Below are 22233 nucleotides of genomic sequence, written 5' to 3' on the forward strand. Positions count from 1 at the left end.
GTTCCAGAAATAACCAATGCTTCCAATGTCCGCCCTCGTCCCTGATGTTGAAAAGATTATACGGTTGCGAAAGTGGCATGTCAAGCAAACTTTTGGCGGAACGGCGCTCCGGGCTTTTATGATATAACTCGGACGCATAGGTCTCATTCGATGCAATCGCTATTTCAGAATCACCCCATACCCGGTACGCTTCTCGATCTTCTGCGATTGCGGGCAGACCTGCAACCCGATTTTCTTTCCTATCGTTATTTACAGGATGACGGGACGGAAGGCGACTCGCTCACGTATGGCGAACTCGACCGCCGCGCGCGCGGTATTGGCGCGTGGCTCGAGGCTCACGGCGCGCGCGGCGAACGCGTGTTGTTGCTCTATCCTGCGGGGCTCGATTACATCGCCGCGTTCTTCGGGTGTTTGTATGCCGGCGCGGTGGCGGTGCCAGCCTACCCTCCGCGTTTGAATCGTCCCGTCCCGCGCATCCAAGCCATCGTCGCGGACTCGCAGGCGAAGTTCGCGCTCACTACCTCCTCCATCTTGCACAACATCGAACAACGCTTCGAGCAGTCGCCCGAACTGCAGGCATTAAGCTGGTTAAACACAGAGCAGGTTGCCCCGGGGTCGGAAGCGGAATGGCGCGACCCGAACATCAACGCGGACACGCTTGCCTTCCTCCAATATACGTCTGGCTCCACGAGTCAGCCGAAGGGAGTCATGCTCACGCATGGCAACCTGATGCACAACCTCAAAGCCATCCAGCGCGGCTTTCAAATTGACGGAAATGATTCGGGCGCGTTCTGGCTCCCGAGTTATCACGACATGGGTCTCATCGGCGGCATTCTCGAGCCGTTGTACATTCGATGCGTATCCACGTTGATGTCGCCTGTGTCGTTCCTGCAAAAGCCGTTTCGCTGGCTCGAGGCGATCAGCAAATACAAAGTGACCACGAGCGGCGCGCCGAACTTTGCGTATGACCTGTGCGTGGACAAGATCACGCCCGAACAACTTGAGACGTTGGATTTAAGCGCGTGGAAACTTGCCTTCTGCGGAGCCGAACCGATCCGCCCTGAGACTCTCGAACGCTTCTCGCGGACCTTCGAGTTGGTCGGCTTTCGTTCGACATCTTTCTACCCCTGCTTCGGCATGGCGGAAAGTTCTCTCATCGTTTCGGGAGGCGACGGTCCCGCCGAACCTCGCACGCTGACGATCGATCGCAAAGCCCTCGAGCGCGATGCCGTGGTTGAAGTCTCGCGCGAGGATGCCAACGCGTTGACGATGGTCAACTGTGGCAAATCCATCGTTGACCAAAAAATCATCATCGTCAATCCGTCCACGTTGAATCAATGTGGTGAAAACGAAGTGGGCGAGATTTGGGTTGCCGGGCCCAGCGTGGCGCGGGGATATTGGGGACTCGCCGAAGAAACGCAAAGAACCTTTGGCGCGTTCATTGCCGATACGAATGAAGGTCCATTCATGCGGTCGGGCGATCTCGGTTTTCTGCAAAACGGCGAACTCTTCATCACCGGTCGTTTGAAAGACCTCATCATCATTCATGGAAGCAATCATTATCCGCAAGATATTGAGTTGACTGTCGAGGCGAGTCACTCCGCGCTGCAATCGAGTTCTGGCGCGGCGTTTTCAGTGAACGAAAATGGAAAAGAGCAACTCGTCATCGTGCAAGAGGTGACTCGCGCAGGTCGCCAGGCGGATGTGAACGAAGTCGCCTCCGCGATCCGTCAAGCCGTTGCAGAGAAACACGATCTGCAAGTCTTTGCCATCGTTCTCGTCAAGCCGATGAGCATCCCCAAAACCTCCAGTGGAAAAATCCAACGCCGCGCAACGAAGACTGCGTTTCTCGAAAGTGAGCTGGATGTGGTGGGTGAGTGGAGGAGGAATGCACCCTCACCCCTAACCCCTCTCCCAAAGGGAGAGGGGGACTCTGGCTCCCTTCTCCCCGCGGGAGAAGGGCTGGGGATGAGGGAGAGTCAAACCTCTCAACCAACGCCCTCATCTCAATCCATCCAATCCTTCCTCCTCACCCGCATCGCCTCCATGCTCGAAATGGACGCCTCCGCGATTGACCCGCGCCAGCCGTTCACCTATTACGGACTTGGCTCCGTGCAAGCCGTCAGTCTCACCGGCGATCTTGAAGTTTTCCTTAACCGCAAACTTGCTCCCACACTGGCATGGGATTACCCGACGATTGAATCGTTGGCGAATTTTCTCGCCGACGATTCAAAGCCAGAAAAAAAATCAATCCAGACTCCCCAACCAACATTCAACAACATCAACGAACCGATTGCAATCATCGGATTAAGTTGCCGCTTCCCGCAAGCCAACAGTCCGCAAGCGTTTTGGGAACTCCTCCGCAACGGCGTGGATACGATCACCGAGGTGCCGTCCGACCGCTGGGATGTGGACGCTTTCCATTCCGAGACTCCCGAACGGGGAAAAGTGATGACACGTTTCGGCGCGTTCCTCGACAACGTGGACTTGTTCGACCCCGCCTTCTTTGGGATTTCTCCTCGTGAAGCCGCGCGCATGGACCCGCAACAACGTCTCTTGCTTGAGGTCAGTTGGGAAGCTCTCGAAAACGCTTTTATTCCTCCGCCTTCCCTCGCAGGGACGCGCACAGGCGTGTTCGTCGGCATCAGCAGTTACGATTACTCGCGCTTGCAATTCGATAATCATGAAATGATAGACGCCTACGCAGGCACAGGCAACGCGCACAGCATCGCCGCGAATCGTTTGTCGTATGTCTTCGACCTGCGCGGACCGAGCATGGCAGTGGACACGGCATGTTCATCGTCGTTGGTGTCCGTCCATCTCGCATGTCAGAGTCTTCGAAGCGGCGAATCAGATCTCGCATTGGCGGGAGGCGTGAACTTAATCCTCACACCCGAATTGACCATCACCTTCTCGCAAGCGCGGATGCTCGCGCCTGATGGTCATTGCAAAACATTCGACGCCAGCGCGGATGGTTATGTGCGCGGCGAAGGTTGCGGCGTTGTCGTGTTGAAGCGCTTGTCTGACGCGATGCGCGACGGAGATAACATCCTTGCGTTAGTTCGCGGCTCGGCAGTTAACCAGGATGGAAGAAGCAACGGTCTCACCGCCCCGAACGGACTCGCCCAACAAGATGTGATTCGCACCGCGTTGAATCAAGCGGGTGTCTCCCCGAATCAAATCGGTTATGTCGAAGCGCACGGCACAGGGACTCCGCTCGGCGACCCAATCGAGATGGCGTCGCTGAACGCGGTATTGAACGACGACTCGAATCAACGCGTGATCGTCGGCTCGGTGAAGACGAACATTGGTCATCTCGAATCGGCGGCGGGAATCGCGGGGCTCATCAAAGTTGTCCTTGCGATGCAAAATGAATCCATTCCGCCGCATTTGCATTTAAAAGAAATCAACCCGTATCTCTCTCTCGAAGGTTCGCGCATCGAAATTGGAACGTACCTCCGCCCGTGGAAGCGACGTGACATCCCGCGCTTCGCAGGCGTCAGCTCCTTCGGCTTCGGCGGCACGAACGCGCATATTGTTTTGTCCGATGCTCCGTTGGTTGATGTCACCCTGAGTGGCGCTCCGCGCCACGAAGGGTCTCTTTCCAATGCTAACGGCTCTCTGGTTGGTATCGAACGTCCACGCCATTTGCTGACTCTTTCTGCCAAAACACAACACTCTCTTGAGCAACTTACACAATCTCTCAACGACTCAATACGCAATACGCAATACGAAGTACAAGATATTGCGTTCACCTCCAACACCACCCGCGCCCACTTCGAGAATCGTCTCGCAATTCAAGCCTCCTCGAATGAAGAACTACTCAAAGAACTGGAAGATTTTCTCAACAATTCCGATTCATCTTTGGTCGTGTCAGGTCAAGCCAAACCAACCGCGCAACCAATGATCGCCTTCCTCTTCACAGGGCAGGGATCGCAATACGCGGGCATGGGCAAGGGACTCTACGAATCCCAGCCAACCTTCCGCGCCGCGTTGGATGAATGCGCAACGATTCTTGATCCGATCCTCGGTCGTTCATTGCTCGAAATTATTTTTGCCGACAAAAACGATTCGACCATCCATCAAACGCAATACACCCAGCCCGCGTTGTTCGCTTTCGAATATGCGTTGGCGAAACTGTGGCTCTCGTGGGGAATCACACCTCACGCCGTGGTGGGACACAGCGTCGGCGAATACGTCGCCGCGTGCATCGCGGGCGTGTTCACGCTCGAAGATGGACTACGTCTCATCGCCGAACGCGCGCGCCTGATGGGCTCGCTTCCCCAAAATGGGACGATGGTCGCGGTCTTCGCCGATGTCACAAAAATCGCCGATGTGTTGAAACCGTTTGCGCATCAAGTCTCCATCGCCGCCTCGAACGGACCCGACAACACCGTCATCTCCGGTGAAAAATCCGCTGTGCAAACTGTTGTGGATGACCTGACCAAACTTGGCATCTCGTCCAAACTCCTCGTCGTGTCGCACGCCTTCCACTCCCCATTGATGGATTCGATCCTCGATGAATTCGAATCTTTCGCAAACCGAATCCAATTCTCTAATCCTCTAATTCTCTTTCTCTCAAACCTCACTGGCGAAGCCCTCACCCAACCCCTCACTGCAAAATACTGGCGCAACCACATCCGCTCGGAAGTGAAATTCTCCGCAGGGATGGGATCGCTTGCGGGTTTAGGGATTGACGCGTTCATCGAGATCGGTCCAAGCCCGGTGTTGTCGGGAATGGGAAAGCGATGCTTGCCCGAATCAAAGTCCGCGTGGTTGCCGTCGCTGAGACAGAATCAAGACGAATGGCAAACGATCCTCGATAGCCTCGGAAAACTTTATGTTCAAGGTGTTGATGTTGATTGGAAAGGATTCGATTCAGGATACACGCGCAATAAAGTAATGTTGCCGAATTATCCGTTTGACCGGCAGAGGTATTGGCTCGAAGTAAACAGGGAAACAAGTAGACAGGTAGACAAGGAAACACGTACACAAGGAAACAAGTTACCGTCGCCGCGCTCGAATGGAAAGTCAAAACCTGTAGATGTCACCCTGAGCGATAGCGAAGGGTCTCTGCCAAAGCCGAGAGAGACTCTTCGGTCGCGGCGAACGCTCCCTCAGAGCGACATACCTGAATTAAGTCATGCAAAATTAATAGCCACTGAACCAGCTCAACGACAAAAAACTATTGAAGACTTCCTCCAACAGCAAGCCGCGCGCGTGTTGGGCATGGAAGCCTCGCGCTTGACTTTGAATCAACCGCTGGATACATTGGGACTTGATTCGTTGATGGCAATGGAATTAAAGAACTCGCTCGAGTCGAAACTCGGCGCGCAAATTTCGGTGGCGAGTCTGTTGCAGGGTCCCACGATCGCAAGCCTCGCGGCGGAGGCGCTCGCAAGTTTGGAGTCAACTCGAACGGCGGATGACGCGCCGTTCGTCATCGCGCAAAATCCGTCGCGCGAGAGTCCGCTTTCGGTGGGGCAACAGGCGTTGTGGTTTTTGCATCAACTCATGCCCGGCGAACTTTCATTCAACGTCGCGGGCGCGATCCGCATTCGCGGCGATCTCGATGCTCGCGCGTTGCAACTCGCATTCGAGCAACTTGTCGCGCGGCATGAATCGTTGCGAAGCACGTTCCATGTTGCGAACGGCGAGCCGCTTCAACGCGCGCATGATTCGATGGATGGGATTTTCCGCATTGTGGATTCATCCGCGCTGGAGGATGACGCACTGCGCGAGCGACTCGCGCAAGACGCGCGCGCTTCATTCGACCTTGAGGCTGGTCCAGTCATCCGAGCCGATCTCCACCGTACGCGGGATTCGTCGCACATCCTCCTGCTGGCAATGGATCACATCGTCACAGATTTCTGGTCAATGACGATCTTGGCGCGTGAGTTGTTGATGTTGTACGAATCAAACAACGGCAATACACAAATTGAATTACCTTCACTTTCCGCGCGTTACTCCGATTACGTGACTTGGGAAGCGACCATGCTCGAAAGCGGACGCGGCGAGAAGCATTGGGAATATTGGCGCGACACGTTGGGGAATCAACTCCCCGCGTTGAACCTGCCCACTGACCGTCCGCGCGCGCCGATGCAGACCTATCGCGGCGATTCGGAGCATCTCTTCATGGATGCCGAGTTGTACGAGAAGTTGAGATCGCTCGCACAGGAAAACGGCGCGACGATGTTCATGACCCTGCTCGCCGCGTTCCAAACGTTGTTGCACCGCTATTCGAATCAAGAGGAGTTTTTAGTTGGTTCAGTGACGGCGGGACGAAGCCACGCCGAGTTGTCGAATCTTGTCGGCTACTTCATCAATCCCATCGCGTTACGCGCGGACTTTTCCAACAATCCATCGTTCAATGAAATCATCCAGCGCGTCAAACGGACCGCGCTCGGCGCGTTCGAGCATCAAGAGTATCCGCCCGCGCTGTTGGCGAAGCGACTCGGCATCCAGCGCGATTCGTCGCGCCCGCCGCTGTTCGAGACCATGTTCATCCTGCAAAAAGCGCACGAAGCGGACGTGCAGATGCTCAGCCCGTTCGCGCTCGGGTTGGACGGAGCGCGCATGGAAACGAGCGGGCTCGAATTGGAATCCATCGCGCTGGGCGGCGAACCCGCGCAGTTTGACATGACCATGATGATGTCCGAGTTGGGAAATGGTCTCGCCGCCGCGCTTCAATACAACGTGGACTTGTTCGACGCGGAAACCATTCAGCAGATGTTGAAGCATTTCCATTCGTTGTTGCGCGAGATCGTTGCCGACCCGTCTCAGCCCGTTTCAAACTACTCGTTGTTAGATGAATCGGAAACACAGCAAATTTTGGTTGAATGGAATCAAACGCAAACCGATTATCCGCGCGAGGCTTGCATCCATGAATTGATCGAAGCGCAAGCAAAGAAGACGCCTGATGCAATTGCTGTTCAGTTCAATCACCGTCCCGAAGGTGCGGACGGCGCAACTCAGGGGTTTGAAGAAAACCTTCGGGACGTTTCATACAAAGAACTAAACAAACGCGCGGACGAAGTGGCAAAAATTTTGATTGGGCAAGGCGTCAAGCCGGGGACTCTCGTTGGCTTGTTCGTGAATCGCTCCGTGGAAATGCTCGTCGGTCTGCTTGGCGTGTTGAAGGCGGGAGGCGCGTACCTGCCGCTTGATCCATCCTTCCCGTCGGAACGTCTCGCGTTCATGCTAGAGGATTCAAACGCTTCAACCGTTTTGACGTTGAAATCTCTTCTGCCTGAAATGCCAAAAACGGACGCGCAAATCATTTGCCTCGACGCGCTCGAAGAAGTGAAGACCAAACGCGGTAAAAAATCGAAAGCCAAGCCCGACGATCTGGCTTACGTTATTTACACCTCTGGCTCGACGGGCAAGCCGAAGGGCGTGCAGATTCACCATCAAGCGGTAGTCAACTTTTTGTGTTCGATGCAAAAGGATTTGGAAATGGACGCAGACGATTCATTGCTCGCAGTGACGACGCTTTCGTTTGACATTGCCGTGCTCGAATTGTTGTTGCCGCTTACCGTCGGCGCGAAAGTGGTGATCGCAAATTCCGAAGTGGTTGCGGACGGCGCGTTGTTGGCGCAGTCGCTGGAAGATTCGCGCATCACATTCATGCAAGCCACGCCCGCAAGTTGGAGATTATTGCTCGAAGCAGGCTGGACTGGCAAGCCCGATCTGAAAATCCTCTGCGGCGGCGAAGCGTTGACGAACGACCTCGCCGAAAAACTCCTCGCGCGCGGCGCGGGGTTGTGGAATGTGTATGGTCCCACCGAGACGACGATCTGGTCAGCGATTTATAAAGTGGATTCGATTCAAGCGGGCATCTCGAACACCGTTCCCATCGGCAGACCGATTGCCAACACGCAGATGTACATTTTGGATTCAACGCTTCAACCTGTCCCCGTCGGCGTGACCGGCGATCTGTACATCGGCGGCGACGGCATCAGTCGCGGCTATTTGAATCGCCCCGAGTTGACGGCGGAGAGATTCATCGCTCACATCAGTCCCCTCTCCCAGCGGGAGAGGGCTAGGGTGAGGGAGAAATCCGAGAGAACACGCTTATACAAAACCGGCGATCTCGCGCGTTACCTCGCGGATGGAAACATCGAATTCTTCGGTCGAAGCGACCAGCAAGTGAAGGTGCGCGGCTATCGCATCGAGACCGGCGAAATTGAAGTTGCGCTGGCGAGTCATCCGTCGGTGAAGCAGGCGGTGGTCGTCGCGTGGAGGGAGAGGTCGGCGGAGGCGAGTCTGGTCGCCTACGTAGTGCCAGCTGTCCCTGAGAGAGAAGCGGAGCACGTCCATCTCAGAGATCATTTGCGCGCGAAACTTCCAGAGTACATGATTCCATCCGTGTTTGTGAATCTTGAATCGTTGCCGCTCACGCCGAATGGAAAAGTGGATCGCAACGCGTTGCCCGCGCCGACTCAATCGCGGGCTGATCTGCGCGCGCAATACATCGCGCCGCGCACGCCGTTGGAAGCGGAACTCGCCGAAGTGTGCGCGCAAGTGTTGGGGTTGAACGCCGAGCAGGTTGGCGTGAACGATAATTTTTTTGAACTCGGCGGGCATTCGCTGTTGGGGACGCGGCTGGTATTTTTGTTGCGCGAAAAATATTCGCTCGAGACATCGCAGTTGCCGTTGCGCGCGTTGTTCGAACAGCCGACCGTTGCGAATCTTGCCGAAGTGATCGGCAATGCAAAAAGCGGAGTGAAAACAGGCTACGCGGGCGGAAGCAACATCATCCGTATGAACCAGTTGAGCTTGGAACAATTGAAAGCCGAAGCTGTGTTGGACGCGGACATTCGCGCGGGCGGTCTCGCGTATGATCATGCCGAACCGAAAAAGGTTTTCTTGACGGGCGCGACGGGATTTGTCGGCGCGTTCTTGTTGCATGACTTGTTGGAGCAAACATCGGCGGATGTGTATTGTTTGCTTCGCGCCGATAACGTTGAACAAGGCTTGAAGCGTTTGAAACGCAATCTCGATTCGTATCAGTTGTGGGATGAAGCGTTTGCGCCTCGCATCCAGCCTGTGTTGGGCGATCTTGGTTCGCCGCAATTCGGGTTGAGCGATGAAGCGTTCGATGAACTTGCGAATCAAATTGACTGGGTTTATCACAACGGCGCGATGGTGAATTTTGTGTATCCATACGCCGCGCACAAGTCGGCGAATGTGTTGGGGACTCAGGAAATTTTACGATTGGCGAGTCGCGCGAAGTTGAAGCCCGTGCATCACGTGTCCACGTTGTCCATTTTGCACAATGGCGATCACGACGATGGGCGCGTGTTCCGCGAAAACGACAATATAGATGAAACAGGCGCGCCGTTCGGCGGATATGCTCAAAGCAAATGGGTCGCGGAAAAATTGTTGATGCAGGCTGGCGCGCGCGGCATCCCGTACGCCATCTATCGTCCGGGCTTGGTATCGGGTCACAGCCTCACGGGCGCATGGAACACCGACAACATGATCTCCAGCATGACTCGCGCGTGTTTGCTTTTGGGCGCCGCGCCCGATCTGGATGTGGTCGCCAACATCGTGCCGGTGGATTTCGTCAGCGCGGCGATCGTCCAAATTTCAAAAGACCCCGACAACTGGAATCAAATTTATCATTTGGAAAACCCTTCGCCGCTTCACCTCGATCATCTGCTCGAATGGCTCACGACCGAAGGCTTCCACACTCAGCGCGTCTCGTTCGAGGAGTGGCGCGCCGACCTGTTCAAAAAAGTCGCCTTCATGGAAAACGGCGGATGGGAACCGTATCTTCCGCTCATCGAAGAGGTGGAGGAAAAACAAATTTTCATGCCGCGCATTGATCTCGCCAACACGCTCGCGAAACTCGCCGACACGGGCATCGAATGCGCGCCCGTGGATGGGCAACTGCTGTCCACATACATCAACGCCTTCATCGCGCGCGATCTGATTCAACGACCAGAGATCTAAATCGGTGGAACCATGGTTTGCCCGTCCAGCGCCAAGACCAGATGCGACGATGCGCGTCTTCTTTTTCCCATACGCGGGAGGCGGACCCGCCGCGTTCGCAAAGATGTGCAATGGACTCGCCGCTTCTTTCGAAGGGCAGGCTGTTCACTATCCAGGACGCGGTTCGCGCAGTCCCCAGCCTCCGCTCACCGACCTGCTCGCCCTCGTCGAGAATCTTGCGCAAGCGATCCCTCCGCTGTTGGATAAACCGTTCGCGTTCTTCGGTCACAGCATGGGGGGCTTGATCGCGTTCGAACTTGCGCGAACCCTTCGCCGAAAAGGACTCGCGCAACCGAACATCCTTTTCGTCTCCGCGTGCGCCGCGCCGCAACTTCCGAATCCGCATCCGTCAATTCATCAACTCCCCGACGCGGAATTTGTGAACGAATTAAAAAAACTCAACGGCATCCCTCCCGAAATTTTGCAGAACAATGAATTGATAGGACTCTCGCTCCCGACCATCCGCGCCGACTTCGAGATGCTCGAAACCTACCAATATCAACCCGCCGCGCCGCTGAATTGTCCCCTCATTGCCCTCGGCGGGACTGATGACTCCCGCGTCAGCCGCGAGAGACTCGCAGGCTGGTCAATGCACACGAAAACTTCTTTTGAATCGCAATTTTTCGCGGGAGATCATTTCTTCATCACAACTGCGAGCGAATCAGTGTTGAAATTTATGGAAGGGAAACTTCTATAGGACACTTTATACATGTCACCCTCCCGAAGGACATCGGGACGATGTGAGCGATAGCGAAGGGTCTCTTGCACTGTGGTAGAGATTCTTCGCCCCTTTGGGGCTCAGAATGACATGGCGTAGAGTATGTTCAATAACCAACAATGCGGCTAAAGAATCAACGCTTCTTCCTCTGGTTCAATAAACTGGTCTTCCCGTTGTTTTACCTGCGGCATCAGGGAAAACCTGTGACGCTGGTTCAAGCGGATTCCAAGACTCGGTTCCAAACACGCGTAAACACGTCCGACATCCTCGTGGTTTGGGAAATCTGGAAAGCGAAAATTTACGACGACCCAAGATTCCCCATCCGCGCGGGGGACGTGATTTTGGACATCGGCGCGCACATCGGCGGATTCGCAGTCCGCGCCGCGCAACTCGCCGCGCCGGGGAACGTCTACGCTTATGAAGCCTCGCGCAGTAACTTTGATTTGCTCGCTGAAAACAAAGCCCTGAATAACGTTGCCAATCTTCACGTACATCACACTGCCGTGTCAGACAAGCGCGGCGAGATGGAATTTTTCCTGCCGGGCGATAACGGCGCGTTGGGATCGTTGTTGCAGGATGCGAACAGCCCGCGTGAAAGAGTCCGCGCCGTGACTCTCGCAGACATTCTTTCAGAGAACAACATCGAACAGGTTGACTGTTTGAAGATGGACGTCGAAGGTGCGGAATATGGAATTCTCGCCAACTGTTCGCGCGAAACGCTGGAACGAATCCGCTACATCGTGATGGAATATCACGAGTTCGTGGACGACTCGCGCAGTCACCGCGACTTGGTTCGTTTGCTGGAGTCGCATGGATTCCGAGTCGTCGTTGAAGGAGGAATCTTCCCGCAGAAGATTCTGTTCGGCACGGGAATCATCAAGGCATGGCGGGAATGAATCAAACAAGTTGGCTTCGTCCACCGGAAAATCTCGATCTCACAACAGATCGCGTGGACGTCTGGCGCGTTCACCTGAGTTCGACGACGCCGAGTGAAGCCACTCTCTCAGCAGAGGAACGTCAACGCGCCGCGCGTTTTCATTTTGACGCAGACCGCGACCGCTACATCGTTGCCCATGCCAGCCTGCGTGATATTCTCGCGCGTTACCTGCAATGCGAACCGAGCGAATTGAAATTTTCGACAAACGAATATGGAAAACCATCTCTAAACCGTAGTAACGACTCCGCGAAGCGCCCCTGTGGGGTTAGTCGTTTTGCTAAATTAACGACTGAAGTCGTTACTACAAAAGATATCGAATTCAATCTCTCCCACTCAAGCGACTTCGCATTGATCGCCGTCACGCGCGGACGAAAGATCGGCGTTGACGTTGAACAAATCCGCGCAGACATCGAGTTGGAAAACCTTGCCCGCCGAAATTTCTCGCCGCGTGAAGTTTCCGAGTTAATGGCTCTCCCGCTCGAACAGCGGACGCTCGGCTTCTTCCATTGTTGGACGCGGAAAGAGGCATACATCAAAGCGCAGGGACTCGGCTTATCCCTGCCGTTGGATTCGTTCGATGTGTCGCTTGACGAGCCAGCCATCCTCCGCGCAACGAGACCCGACGCAAACGAATCCGCGCGTTGGTCGTTACATTCGTTGGATGTCGAATCAAACTACGACGCCGCGTTGGCTGTCGAGGGCAACGGCTTGGAAATCAGGTGTTGGGATTGGTGATGCCTTGGCTTTTGAAAAGTTAGGAAGGTTTTAACGCGAATAGCGCGAACAAGCGAATTACGCGAAATGTTCAAAGTATTCGCGTTCCAACGACTCGGTTTTGTCAAGCGACTTGGCAAAAGACCTATTGGTGATGCTATTTGCAATTAATGGGGAGAGAACTCCGAAGGAGGGACAAGATTATAGAGATTGATCGAACGATTATCAAACCCCGAAGGGGTGATATGGGAGATCGTTATGTCATCCCTTCGGGATTGGTTGATGGATTGGCGTTGATTCTAGAATCCTTCCATCCCTTCGGGATTTGCTGTATGGCGGAAGTTTCTCATTGTGGATCAAGTCTAATCAGTGATCGAGTCGAGGCTCAGGCATGGCGAGGTTGTATCGCCTCTTTTATATAACCGATACAAATTATTCTCTGGCACGATGCAATAAGTTTTGACCAATTTTGACGCGGCGTAAAATTTGTCGCTGAGGGATGCGAGATACACGGGGCGAGTCGAAATGAATTCTTCGATTAATTTCACCACGCGCTGGGAGTCGAATGAAAATGGATCGTCGGTGGGGAAGCCGGTGATGGTCACGTCGGGGCGGTCTCCTCTGACTTTAGTGAAATAACGCAGTACGAAGTATTCATCCGTGTCGGTGTACCATTCTGCGATGACGAGGGAATGAGGGGGAAGATTCGTGATCGTTTCGTCGCCGAATTCATAGGCGAGGATATCGCCGCGTTTGTTGGGGTCAATGTAATAGGCTAAGCCGTCGCGGACTCCCGTCCCGACTTGCGGGATGCCGAGGAAGGAGTCGTCTATGCCGCGAGATTCGGCGAGGCGCGGGATGGCGCGGTAGAAGGGCGGAGTCGCTCCGATGGTGAGGATCAGGATGAAGGTCAGAATGAGGCGGGGTTTTGTCGCAAGACGGGAGAGGATGTGAGTCGCGCCCAGTCCCATCAACAACGCGAAGAAAACATACGATGTCAGAAAAAATGCGAATTGATCGGAGACGCGATAGAGAATCCCGAAGAGCGCGTACGCGATGAAAAATAAAACGAACTTTTGATCCGCGCCGTTGAGCGCTTTGCGAATCCCGACGATGCAGAAGAGGATGCCGATCGCGCCGAATTGAAGGGCGAGGAATAATCCGTAGCGCGTCAGGCTTTCTCCCAGCGCGATGAGTGAAAACGTCCCGAGGTTCTCAAGAAATGTTGTGCCGGTTGCGGGACCCATCAGTTCGGCAATGGAAAAATTTTTTGTCAATCGAATGAATTGAATGATGTAGATGGAAAAGCCCAAAATAAAAGCGAGGGAAGTGAAGAAGATTCTTCGCGCGTTTAGATTAAGCGAACGATATTTTTTTGAGAGGACGAGATAAAAACCCAACGCGGGGAGCGCGATGAACGCAAGCAGATGATCGGAGGCGGATAAACCAAAGAAGAATGCGCTGAGAAGTAGCGATGAGGCGTTGTGAGTTTTTTCAAAGCGCTCGAAGAAGTAAAGGCTGAGGAGCAGGAGAAAGACGAACAGCGTGTACACCTCGGGCATGGAGGAATGCCACCAAAACGTGTGCGAAACCGCCAGCGCGAACGCGGCATAACCCGACGCGATGAATGAATTGGTGTGTTGATGAGCGAGAAGAAAAACCAGCGTGACGGACGCCACGCCGAAGAGGGCAGAGATGAGATTGACCAGCCACAGCGAATCAACGGATGGAAACGCGCGGACGAGGAGATGCCCCGCGACAATGTACAACGGATGATCCCACGCGGTGACGCCTACTTTTGAAAATGGAAATGGGTCAGGGATGAATTCGCTCGCGGTCATCTCGTTGAGGATGAAGGATTCTCCTGAAATGACTTCGCTTTGTAGTCGCACTCCGTCGCCCCATGCGAGCGAGGGCGAAAGCGTGTAAAGATAAAAACTGGTCGTCAACAAGAAGACCAGCGCGGCGATGCGATTCCTATTTTGCATGGATGGGTTTCAACTCGCGGCTTCGTATTTCCCCACGATCAACACGGCGTTGCTTCCGCCGAATGCAAATGAATTGCTCATGATATTTTTCAACGGCAGACTGCGTTTGCCTTCGGTCACATAATCGAGATCGCAATCTGGGTCGGGGACTTTGTAATTGATGGTCGGCGGCACAACTTGGTCGCGCAACGACAACACACACCCGATTAATTCTAACGCGCCGCTCCCCGCGATGGAATGACCGAACGCGGCTTTGTTGCCGACCACAGGGATTTGATACGCGCGTTCGCCGAACACTTCCTTGATGGCGTTCGTTTCGTTCTTGTCATTCCACTCTGTTCCGGTTGCGTGCGCGTTGATGTAATCCACGTCTGCGATGGTTAAACCGGCATCCTCCAATGCGCGGCGCATGGCGAGGGCGGGTCCTTTTTGGGAAGGTTGAGTCAGATGATGACTGTCTGCCGACGCGCCGTAGCCTTTGAGTTCGGCAAGGATGGGGATGCCGCGCTGCAAGGCGTGACTCTCCGCTTCGATCACAAGGATGCCTGCTCCTTCTCCCAAGACCATCCCATCCCGGTCGGCGCTGAACGGGCGGCAGGCTTCCGCTGGGTTATCGTCGCGAGTAGAGACGGCGCGTAACGCCATCCATGATTCGACGACGCCGGGCGAGAACGGAGTATCCGCCGCGCCGGTGACCGCCACTTGCAGACTCCCGTTGCGGATCATGTTGAACGCGTTGCCGATGGTGTGCGCGGCGGTGGAACAGGCCGCGTCCACGTTGACGAGCGGACCTTGAAAGCCGTGTTTGATCGAGATGTTCGAGCCGGGACCGATGTTCATCGAAACCGGGATGGTGTATGGGCTGAGGCGGTTGGTTTCGTAAAAGTGCATAAAGTAGGAGTCTGCCGCGCTATAGCCGCCGATAGAACTGCCAACCATCACGCCGATCTCTTCGCGGTTCACATTTCCATTTTCGAGTTTTGCATGGACAATGGCTTGCTCTGCGGCGACCATCCCCAACTGAGAGGAACGACTCATCCGCCTGATCTCTTTGATGTCGAAATATTTGTTCTCGTCGTACTCCCAAGCGACCCCACCGATCTTCGTGTGCATACCGGAAAAAATTCCGCCCTCCAATGACCGGACGCCGGATTGACCCGCGATCAAGTTCTTCCAAAATTCTTGCACATCACAACCGAGTGGACTGGCAATGCCCATTCCTGTGACCACCACTCGTTCCTTCTTTGCGGTCATTGCAGACTCCTTTTTGATGTTTCCAATTCTCCACAGTGTAGGAGAGATGTATGCTTGCCAAGAGCGGGCGCCAACTCTGTACAATTCCTGATTATTGTTCTTTTCACAATTAAGCGAGCAATAAGTGGAACCACGGACGCAGAGACACTGAGAAAAGCCCATAAAAAAACTCCGTGACTCAGCGCCTCCGTGGTTCAAAACAAGCGCAAGAGTTGCCCGGTTCAATTCTTAATCTGCAAAAGTCAGGAAATTCTATCATGGTTGCCGCATTACAATTGGGGTATGAAACGACCATATGTCTTTATCAACGTGGCAATGACTGCCGATGGAAAGATCGATACGATTTCACGCCGGGGCGCGGCAATCTCTTCGCCGCGCGATAGGGAGCGGGTGGATACACTTCGCGCCGACTCGGACGCGGTGATGGTGGGCGGACAAACACTGCTCAACGAAGACCCAAAGTTGACCGTGAAATCCGAAGTGTTGCGAGCCGAACGCGTGGCGCGGGGGCTGTCCCCGAATCCTATGAAGGTGTGCGTCATTACCTCCGCAACCCTGCCAGTTCATTCAAAATTCTTATACGAAGGGTCGGCGCGGGTCGTAATATTCACAACAAACCGCACATCTAAAGACAAACTTGAAGCCCTGCGCGCAGGCGGCGTGGAAGTGTTTGTCCATTCGGGCTACCGCGTGGATTTGGCGCAGGCGTTGAGAACGCTCAACGAACTCGGCGTGAAGCGTTTGATGGTGGAAGGCGGCGCGACATTGAATTTTGAATTGTTGCGGCTCGGCTTGGTGGATGAAGTTCAGGCGTACATCGCGCCGATGATCTTCGGGGGCGAGTCGGCTCCCACGCTTGCGGCAGGCGCAGGCTTGGAAAGAAGCGCAGCCGTCCCATTGAAATTGACAGACGTGGAGAAATGGGAAGACGGCGGCGTCGTTTTAAAATATTCGATAGAGAGGTCAGCATGATCACAGATCTGCATGAAAAATTCGATGTGTTGCTTCAAAATGAGGGCGACCATGAATGCGAGGGGATCGGGAAAGATAAAGTGTGCGTACGCGTGGTGGCGATGGCGGAACTGCCCACGCGCTTTGGAGAATTCCATATTATTGCCTTTGAAAATAACCGCGACGGCAAAGAACATGTCGCCATCATCAAAGGCGATGTGATCGGCGCGGCAGATGTGCCCGTGCGGTTGCATTCGGAATGTTTGACAGGCGACGCGCTTGGCTCGCTGCGCTGTGATTGCCGCGATCAACTTGAAGCCTCGTTGAGGATGATCGGCGCGATGGAACGCGGCATGGTTTTATATTTGCGTCAGGAAGGGCGCGGCATCGGGTTGACCAACAAGATTCGCGCCTACAGTTTGCAAGACCAGGGGCTCGATACGGTCGAGGCGAATCACGCGCTCGGCTTCCGCGACGATGAACGCGATTACGCCGTCGCCGCGCACATGCTCATGTCGCTCAAGATCGAATCGGTGCGGCTCATCACCAACAACCCGAAAAAGATCCAGCAACTCATTGATTATGGCATCCAGGTTTCAGACCGCATCCCGCACATTATGGAGCCGAACGAATACAATCGGTTTTACCTCGAAACGAAAGTTGTCAAGTCGGGTCACATGATTGATTTTCACGGCAAGCAACATCTGCCCGAACAAAGCGACCGCCCGTTCATCAAAGGCATGAGCGAATTGCCAGCGGAGGTGTTAAGTGAATAGCCTATTACACAAACGTCCCGCAGGTTGGGTTGCGCAAGTTGAAGTCTTCGAAGAAACCTGCGGGACGGTGGATATGAACAATGAGTAAAACAATCGTTATCACCGGCGCCACCGGCGCGCTTGGAATTAAAACCGCGCGCGCATTCGCCGCGCGCGGAGATTCATTGGTATTGCTCGCCCACGATTCAAGTAAATTGGATTCCCTCGCCCGCGAGTTGAATCTGCCGAGCGAGCGACTCCTCGCCTCGGCGGTTGATCTGCGCGACGGACAGGCGGTTCATTCCGCAGGGGAGGCTGTCTTTGCCAAGTTCGGCGGGGTGCACGGGTTGATCCATCTCGTCGGCGGCTGGCTCGGCGGCAAGACGATCCCCGAAACCAGCGTGGACGATTTCAACTCCATGTTCGGTCAGCACGTGGAGACGACGTTCCATTTATTCCAAGCGTTCATGCCTCTGCTCGCCAAAAGCGGCTGGGGGCGGGTCATCACTGTTTCGCCGTCCACAGTTCCCAATCCGGTGGCGAAGCGAGGCGCGTACACCGCCGCGAAAGCCGCGCAGGAGACTCTCATGCTCACGCTGGCGGCGGAACTGAAAGAGTCCAACGTCACCGCGAACATCATCCAGGTGAAAGCCATTGATGTGGATAACAAAGGCACAGGCACAACGCCCGATGAGATTGTCGCCGCGATGGTGTATCTGTTCTCAGAGGAAGCGTCGAAAATAACGGGCGCGAGGATACCGTTGTATTAAAAAACTCCGAGTTCTTCAAGAACTCGGAGTTTTTGTTTCCATGCCTATTGTCTACGGCTCGCTGACCTTGATCCAATCCATTTCAATGATGATCGGCAACACATTGAACGCGGACACAGAAATGCCGACCTGCCCGCTTCGCAGGGCATATTTCTTTTCCGTGATGGAGTTCACTTCATCGCCGTTGATGCTCAACGATAATTCATCACCTTTGCAGGTGATCGAATACTCATTGACATCCTTGCCCTGTTTGATGGCATTCGAACCGCCGTTGGTGATCAGGTTGTAGCCGATATCGCCGTTCTTGTCGACTTCGGCGTATAGGATGTTATATAAGCCGCCGTTATCGATATTGAACTCGTACCAGCCTACTTCCGGGTCGTAGCGGCAGATCAGGCTCACCGAGTTGGTATTCTTGCCTCGGTTATCGGCGCGCACTTCCAGGGTCACATCTTCGTAGTCAAAGGCGCCATAGAATAGGTAGTAGTAGACCTGCTCACTATCGAAATTCCAGACCAGTTTTCCATTCTCGGCTTCCACAGTGACCTTGTCGGGGTCTGCGGCTTCGGACCCGGTCACGGTGAGGATGGACCAATCATTTGAAAGCGGAGAATCGAATTCTTCGGTGAAGAATTGGCTCGCAGGTTGAACCGGCGGCTCTGTGGGCGCGGCTTGGGTATCGGTTGCCTGGGGCGGGGGCGGCGGTTGCGTTGGGTCTTGCTGTTGCGGCGGGTTGGTCGGCGGTTGGGGGGGCTGTGTAGGCGTATCGCTACTGCCGCCGCAAGCCAGACCCACGATCAGAACGAACGCGGTCAGGAAAAATAAGGGTTTCAGTGGTTTCATCGAATCCTCCAATTCGGTTTTTTGTAAGTATACGCAACCGATGAATAAAAAGCAACTATTTGGCATAGTCACTTTTGTGGTACATTCGTCCAGCCATGTCTCTTTTTGCCATCTCCATTTTATTGGTCAGCGCGGTCCTTCATACCGTCTGGAATCTCCTCATCAAACAATCGCAAGACAAATACATCGTCACCTTTTGGATGGTGACCTTCGGCGGCATGTTCGCTTTCGTTGCCTTGTTCTTCACTGGCTTGCCCCCGCGCGGAATGTGGATCTTTGCCGTCGTCAGCGTGTGCGTCGAAGTGGCGTACTTTATCAGCCTCTCGTATGCGTATCACGATAACGATTTTTCGTTGATCTATCCTGTGGCGCGCGGAGCGGCGCCCGCCTTCATTGCGTTATGGTCGTTCCTGTTCCTGAGCGAATCGCTAAAAATGGGAGGGGTCGTTGGGCTGGCGTTCATCATCGGCGGGTTGGTAATCATCGGGGTCAACGCCCTCACGCAGGCGCATGTGACGCGTGTTCACTTCAAAGGTGTGGCGGTGGCTTTGTTCATTGCCTTGTTGATCTCGATCTACTCCACCATCGACGGGAGCGCCGTAAAGAACGGATATGCCTTGCCGTATGTGATGGCGATGTTCGCGCTGGTGCCGTTCGTCATCTCCCCGTTCGTGTTTCGACAATACGGCTGGGCGCGCATTAGGGAGGTCTTGGTGAAACAGCCCGTCCGTGTTCCATTAGCGGGCGTGCTGGGCGTGCTGGCATATTTGATGGCGGTATATGCCTATTCCATTGCCCCGCTGAGTTACGCCGGCGCGGTCAGGGAAGTGAGCGTGGTTTTCGGCGCGCTGGCAGGCTGGTGGCTGTTGAACGAGCGGATGGGGGCTGTCCGCGTGATCGGCGCGCTTGTCATTTTTACGGGAGTTTTTATGATTGCATTGTACGGGTGACGTTAGAATAGCGACAATCCCCACACAATGATTGGCGCGACGGCAAGCGCCGGCAACATATTCCCCACGCGGATCTTTTTGATCTCCAACAGACTGCTGATCGCCAACCCCAGCAAAATCACACCGCCTGTCGCCGATAGTTCGCCCATCATGATCGGCGTCGCAATTGCGTTCAATTGCGCCGCGAACAAACTGACCCCGCCCTGAAAAACGAAGATCACGATGGTCGAGAACAACACGCCCGCCCCCAGCGTGGAGGCGAACGCCATGGACGCGAATCCATCCAACACCGACTTCACCGCCAACAGGTTGTAGTCGCCGGTCAACCCGTCCTGGATCGAACCGAGGATGGTCATCGGTCCCACGCAGAACAACAGCGACGCGGTCAAAAATCCGCGCACGAACTTGTTCGAGCCGTCATCGCCTTCCTTGGAAAATCGCTGTTCGAGAAATTTTCCGAAGTTATGCAAGCCGTCTTCGATCCTGATCCATTCCCCCAACAACGTGCCGATCAATAACGCGCCCAACACAATGAGCGGGTTCTTTGTCTCCATAAACATTTGCAATCCCATTGCCGCCGTAAAAAGACCCATGCCTGCTATCACAGTGGCTTTTAACTTTTCAGGGATGCGCGCGCCGAAGAGCAAGCCGATCATCCCGCCGATGAGAACGGTTGCGATGTTGAGAAAAGTGCCGGTCATGTGCTCCAATCTAAAAATACCGCAAGGATACCTCACTGCACAAAGAAAATCTTTTAAAACTTTGCGATCTTCGCGCGCTTTGCGGTTCAAAAAATGAATTTATTCTTTTGCCAGCGTTGTCTGATGCCCCGCCGCTTTATTTTCCAACAACTCCAACACAAAACATAACGACGACAAGCGATTCAAATACCTCTGCAACTCGGGGTTCGACACTTCCTGCTCGTCGCGCAATTCCACCACGCGGCGTTCGGCGCGGCGGACGATGGCGCGCGCCAGCGACAATGCCGCGCCCGCCAGCGAATCGCCGGGCAAAATAAATTCCTTTGGCATTTCGATAGTCTCGCTGATCGCATCGGTCTGTTCTTCGAGCCACGTCACGCGCGAGGCGTCGATCATGCGGAATTTTTCCGCATTCTCCGGCGTTGCCGCCACCTCTGCCATGATCTTGTATAAATCGCGTTGCGCGTCCAAAATGATCTTGCCCGAGCGCGGGTCCAAACATTGCGCGCGCGCCAGCCCCAGGGCGGCGGTCGATTCATCTAATGTGCCAACGGCTTCGATACGCGCGTGATATTTCGTCACGCGTCCTTCGCCGAGCAAGCCCGTTGTGCCGTCATCGCCAGTGGTCGTATAAAATCTCATGGCGGCATTATAACCGCTTATAATCGGACGAATGCTCACTGAATACCACATCGAAATCATCGTTGAAGCGCTCAGCGATTCCATCGGTCCGCGCCCGCTTGGGATGATGGCTACCGCCAACATCAAGCAAGACCAATTCTTCACCGGCTTTTTCGGTCACGATGAATTTCATTGCGACAATAATTCCTTTGCGAAAACCGACGCCTACATCGAGAAGCAACGCGCGCTGGTCGTCTCGGCGCTTCAAAACAACGACCCTGTCTCGGCGTGGCGGGCGTTCGGGCGGATGTCTCACTCGTTTCAGGATTTCTACGCCCATTCGAATTACATCACCCTGTGGCTGAATCGCTTTGACGGAAAAACGCCTCCTCCGCCGAGTGAAATTGATCCAGTTTCCCCAGACCTGCTCCACAGCCCCCACCTGCGCTCCGGCAAGACGTACAATCCGCTCGAGTTGTTGTACTTTATCAAAGGGCTTCGCGCTCACGTTCTGCCTCTCATTCCGCGCGATTCGCACGCGTGGATGAACCTCGATTCGCCCGAGCAGGGATTCAAATTCGAATACGCCATGCAAGCCGCCATCAAACGCACGCGTATCGAATACGAAAAGACGATGTCCGGTTTGCCAAAAGAATTACGGTCATTGTTTATGGGCGCATAAGGGCGGGCTCTGATCCCGCCTCTGGTTCCCTCCCGCCGCCCAAAGGCGGGGAGCCTCCGCCTCGTCGAAAATTTCAGAAGGAAACAGAAACACCATGACGAGCCACCTGAGAGAGTCAGGGCTTACACAGTTGGCGGGCAGTTGTACTGCCGTCGCCGCAGTGCAACTACGGCGCAACAGGTTCAACTGCGTAAGTCCTAAAGAACAAATTGAAAAAAGTGGGTGCCCCGTAATCAACGGGAAAGAGCCTCACCACGAAGGACACAAAGTCTTGCGCTGAGTTCGTCGAAGCGACACAAAGGGGGGAAAAGAGCCTAGATTCCTTGTGTTTTTCCTTTGTGACCGTCGTGTCC

The 22233-nt window shown here is 54.5% G+C and carries 14 protein-coding genes; 9 read left to right on the forward strand and 5 right to left on the reverse strand.

All coding sequences use genetic code 11. The features are described 5' to 3' along the window. Positions 1-150: 150 nt before the first annotated feature. The 4 genes from AC16KF_RS15375 to AC16KF_RS15390 all read left to right on the forward strand — a co-directional run bounded on the left by AC16KF_RS15375 (position 151) and on the right by AC16KF_RS15390 (position 12386). On the forward strand, positions 151-9957 hold the full coding sequence (locus AC16KF_RS15375) for an amino acid adenylation domain-containing protein (protein ID WP_484038224.1): 9807 nt from the start codon (positions 151-153) through the stop codon (positions 9955-9957). Between the two features lie 49 nt (positions 9958-10006). Beyond that, positions 10007-10693 (forward strand): thioesterase II family protein, encoded by a 687-nt coding sequence (locus AC16KF_RS15380; RefSeq protein WP_484038225.1) that lies wholly within the window; start codon positions 10007-10009, stop codon positions 10691-10693. 140 nt (positions 10694-10833) lie between these two features. Next, positions 10834-11610 (forward strand): FkbM family methyltransferase, encoded by a 777-nt coding sequence (locus AC16KF_RS15385; protein ID WP_484038226.1) that lies wholly within the window; start codon positions 10834-10836, stop codon positions 11608-11610. Further along, positions 11607-12386, forward strand: coding sequence for a 4'-phosphopantetheinyl transferase family protein (locus AC16KF_RS15390; RefSeq protein WP_484038227.1), 780 nt, complete (start codon positions 11607-11609; stop codon positions 12384-12386). The genes AC16KF_RS15385 and AC16KF_RS15390 overlap by 4 nt, the downstream gene beginning before the upstream one ends. Positions 12387-12727: 341 nt before the next feature. Here the strand turns inward: AC16KF_RS15390 and AC16KF_RS15395 are convergent, their stop codons facing one another. Both AC16KF_RS15395 and AC16KF_RS15400 read right to left on the reverse strand, forming a co-directional pair. After that, a complete protein-coding gene (locus AC16KF_RS15395) occupies positions 12728-14353 on the reverse strand; it encodes a protein O-mannosyl-transferase family (RefSeq protein ID WP_484038228.1) in 1626 nt (541 codons plus the stop codon). 9 nt (positions 14354-14362) lie between these two features. Continuing rightward, positions 14363-15607: a beta-ketoacyl-[acyl-carrier-protein] synthase family protein gene (locus AC16KF_RS15400; RefSeq protein WP_484038229.1), complete on the reverse strand. Its 1245-nt coding sequence runs from the start codon at positions 15605-15607 to the stop codon at positions 14363-14365. A 282-nt stretch (positions 15608-15889) separates the two neighbouring features. Between AC16KF_RS15400 and AC16KF_RS15405 the strand changes: the two genes are divergently transcribed. From AC16KF_RS15405 to AC16KF_RS15415, 3 genes are all read left to right on the forward strand, one after another. Further along, positions 15890-16579: a 2,5-diamino-6-(ribosylamino)-4(3H)-pyrimidinone 5'-phosphate reductase gene (locus AC16KF_RS15405; protein ID WP_484038230.1), complete on the forward strand. Its 690-nt coding sequence runs from the start codon at positions 15890-15892 to the stop codon at positions 16577-16579. Next, on the forward strand, positions 16576-17334 hold the full coding sequence (ribA, locus tag AC16KF_RS15410; RefSeq protein ID WP_484038231.1) for a GTP cyclohydrolase II: 759 nt from the start codon (positions 16576-16578) through the stop codon (positions 17332-17334). The genes AC16KF_RS15405 and ribA overlap by 4 nt, the downstream gene beginning before the upstream one ends. A gap of 80 nt (positions 17335-17414) precedes the next feature. Then, entirely contained in the window at positions 17415-18083 is a 669-nt protein-coding gene (locus AC16KF_RS15415) for an SDR family NAD(P)-dependent oxidoreductase (protein WP_484038232.1), read from the forward strand. A gap of 51 nt (positions 18084-18134) precedes the next feature. Here AC16KF_RS15415 and AC16KF_RS15420 read toward each other — a convergent pair whose 3' ends face one another. After that, positions 18135-18926, reverse strand: coding sequence for a 3-keto-alpha-glucoside-1,2-lyase-like domain-containing protein (locus AC16KF_RS15420; protein WP_484038233.1), 792 nt, complete (start codon positions 18924-18926; stop codon positions 18135-18137). A gap of 95 nt (positions 18927-19021) precedes the next feature. Here AC16KF_RS15420 and AC16KF_RS15425 point away from each other — a divergent pair, with 95 nt between their 5' ends. After that, positions 19022-19876, forward strand: a complete 855-nt coding sequence (locus AC16KF_RS15425) for an EamA family transporter (protein WP_484038234.1) — start codon at positions 19022-19024, stop codon at positions 19874-19876. A gap of 2 nt (positions 19877-19878) precedes the next feature. Here the strand turns inward: AC16KF_RS15425 and AC16KF_RS15430 are convergent, their stop codons facing one another. After that, positions 19879-20577, reverse strand: a complete 699-nt coding sequence (locus AC16KF_RS15430; RefSeq protein WP_484038235.1) for a DUF554 domain-containing protein — start codon at positions 20575-20577, stop codon at positions 19879-19881. 99 nt (positions 20578-20676) lie between these two features. Further along, positions 20677-21219, reverse strand: a complete 543-nt coding sequence (locus tag AC16KF_RS15435; protein ID WP_484038236.1) for a cob(I)yrinic acid a,c-diamide adenosyltransferase — start codon at positions 21217-21219, stop codon at positions 20677-20679. 31 nt (positions 21220-21250) lie between these two features. Between AC16KF_RS15435 and AC16KF_RS15440 the strand changes: the two genes are divergently transcribed. Further along, positions 21251-21880: a hypothetical protein gene (locus tag AC16KF_RS15440; protein ID WP_484038237.1), complete on the forward strand. Its 630-nt coding sequence runs from the start codon at positions 21251-21253 to the stop codon at positions 21878-21880. The last annotated feature ends 353 nt before the right edge of the window (positions 21881-22233 follow it).

It is taken from the genome of Candidatus Defluviilinea gracilis, from assembly GCF_057138825.1.

Excerpts from the sequence above, each read along its gene's own strand:
- AC16KF_RS15390 (WP_484038227.1), top strand. The coding sequence starts at position 11,607 with ATGAATCAAACAAGTTGGCTTCGTCCACCGGAAAATCTCGATCTCACA.
- AC16KF_RS15385 (WP_484038226.1), top strand. The coding sequence starts at position 10,834 with ATGCGGCTAAAGAATCAACGCTTCTTCCTCTGGTTCAATAAACTGGTC.
- AC16KF_RS15425 (WP_484038234.1), top strand. The coding sequence starts at position 19,022 with ATGTCTCTTTTTGCCATCTCCATTTTATTGGTCAGCGCGGTCCTTCAT.
- AC16KF_RS15400 (WP_484038229.1), bottom strand. The coding sequence starts at position 15,607 with ATGACCGCAAAGAAGGAACGAGTGGTGGTCACAGGAATGGGCATTGCC.
- ribA (WP_484038231.1), top strand. The coding sequence starts at position 16,576 with ATGATCACAGATCTGCATGAAAAATTCGATGTGTTGCTTCAAAATGAG.
- AC16KF_RS15375 (WP_484038224.1), top strand. The coding sequence starts at position 151 with ATGCAATCGCTATTTCAGAATCACCCCATACCCGGTACGCTTCTCGAT.
- AC16KF_RS15405 (WP_484038230.1), top strand. The coding sequence starts at position 15,890 with ATGAAACGACCATATGTCTTTATCAACGTGGCAATGACTGCCGATGGA.
- AC16KF_RS15415 (WP_484038232.1), top strand. The coding sequence starts at position 17,415 with ATGAGTAAAACAATCGTTATCACCGGCGCCACCGGCGCGCTTGGAATT.
- AC16KF_RS15395 (WP_484038228.1), bottom strand. The coding sequence starts at position 14,353 with ATGCAAAATAGGAATCGCATCGCCGCGCTGGTCTTCTTGTTGACGACC.
- AC16KF_RS15430 (WP_484038235.1), bottom strand. The coding sequence starts at position 20,577 with ATGACCGGCACTTTTCTCAACATCGCAACCGTTCTCATCGGCGGGATG.
- AC16KF_RS15420 (WP_484038233.1), bottom strand. The coding sequence starts at position 18,926 with ATGAAACCACTGAAACCCTTATTTTTCCTGACCGCGTTCGTTCTGATC.
- AC16KF_RS15440 (WP_484038237.1), top strand. The coding sequence starts at position 21,251 with ATGCTCACTGAATACCACATCGAAATCATCGTTGAAGCGCTCAGCGAT.
- AC16KF_RS15435 (WP_484038236.1), bottom strand. The coding sequence starts at position 21,219 with ATGAGATTTTATACGACCACTGGCGATGACGGCACAACGGGCTTGCTC.
- AC16KF_RS15380 (WP_484038225.1), top strand. The coding sequence starts at position 10,007 with ATGCGCGTCTTCTTTTTCCCATACGCGGGAGGCGGACCCGCCGCGTTC.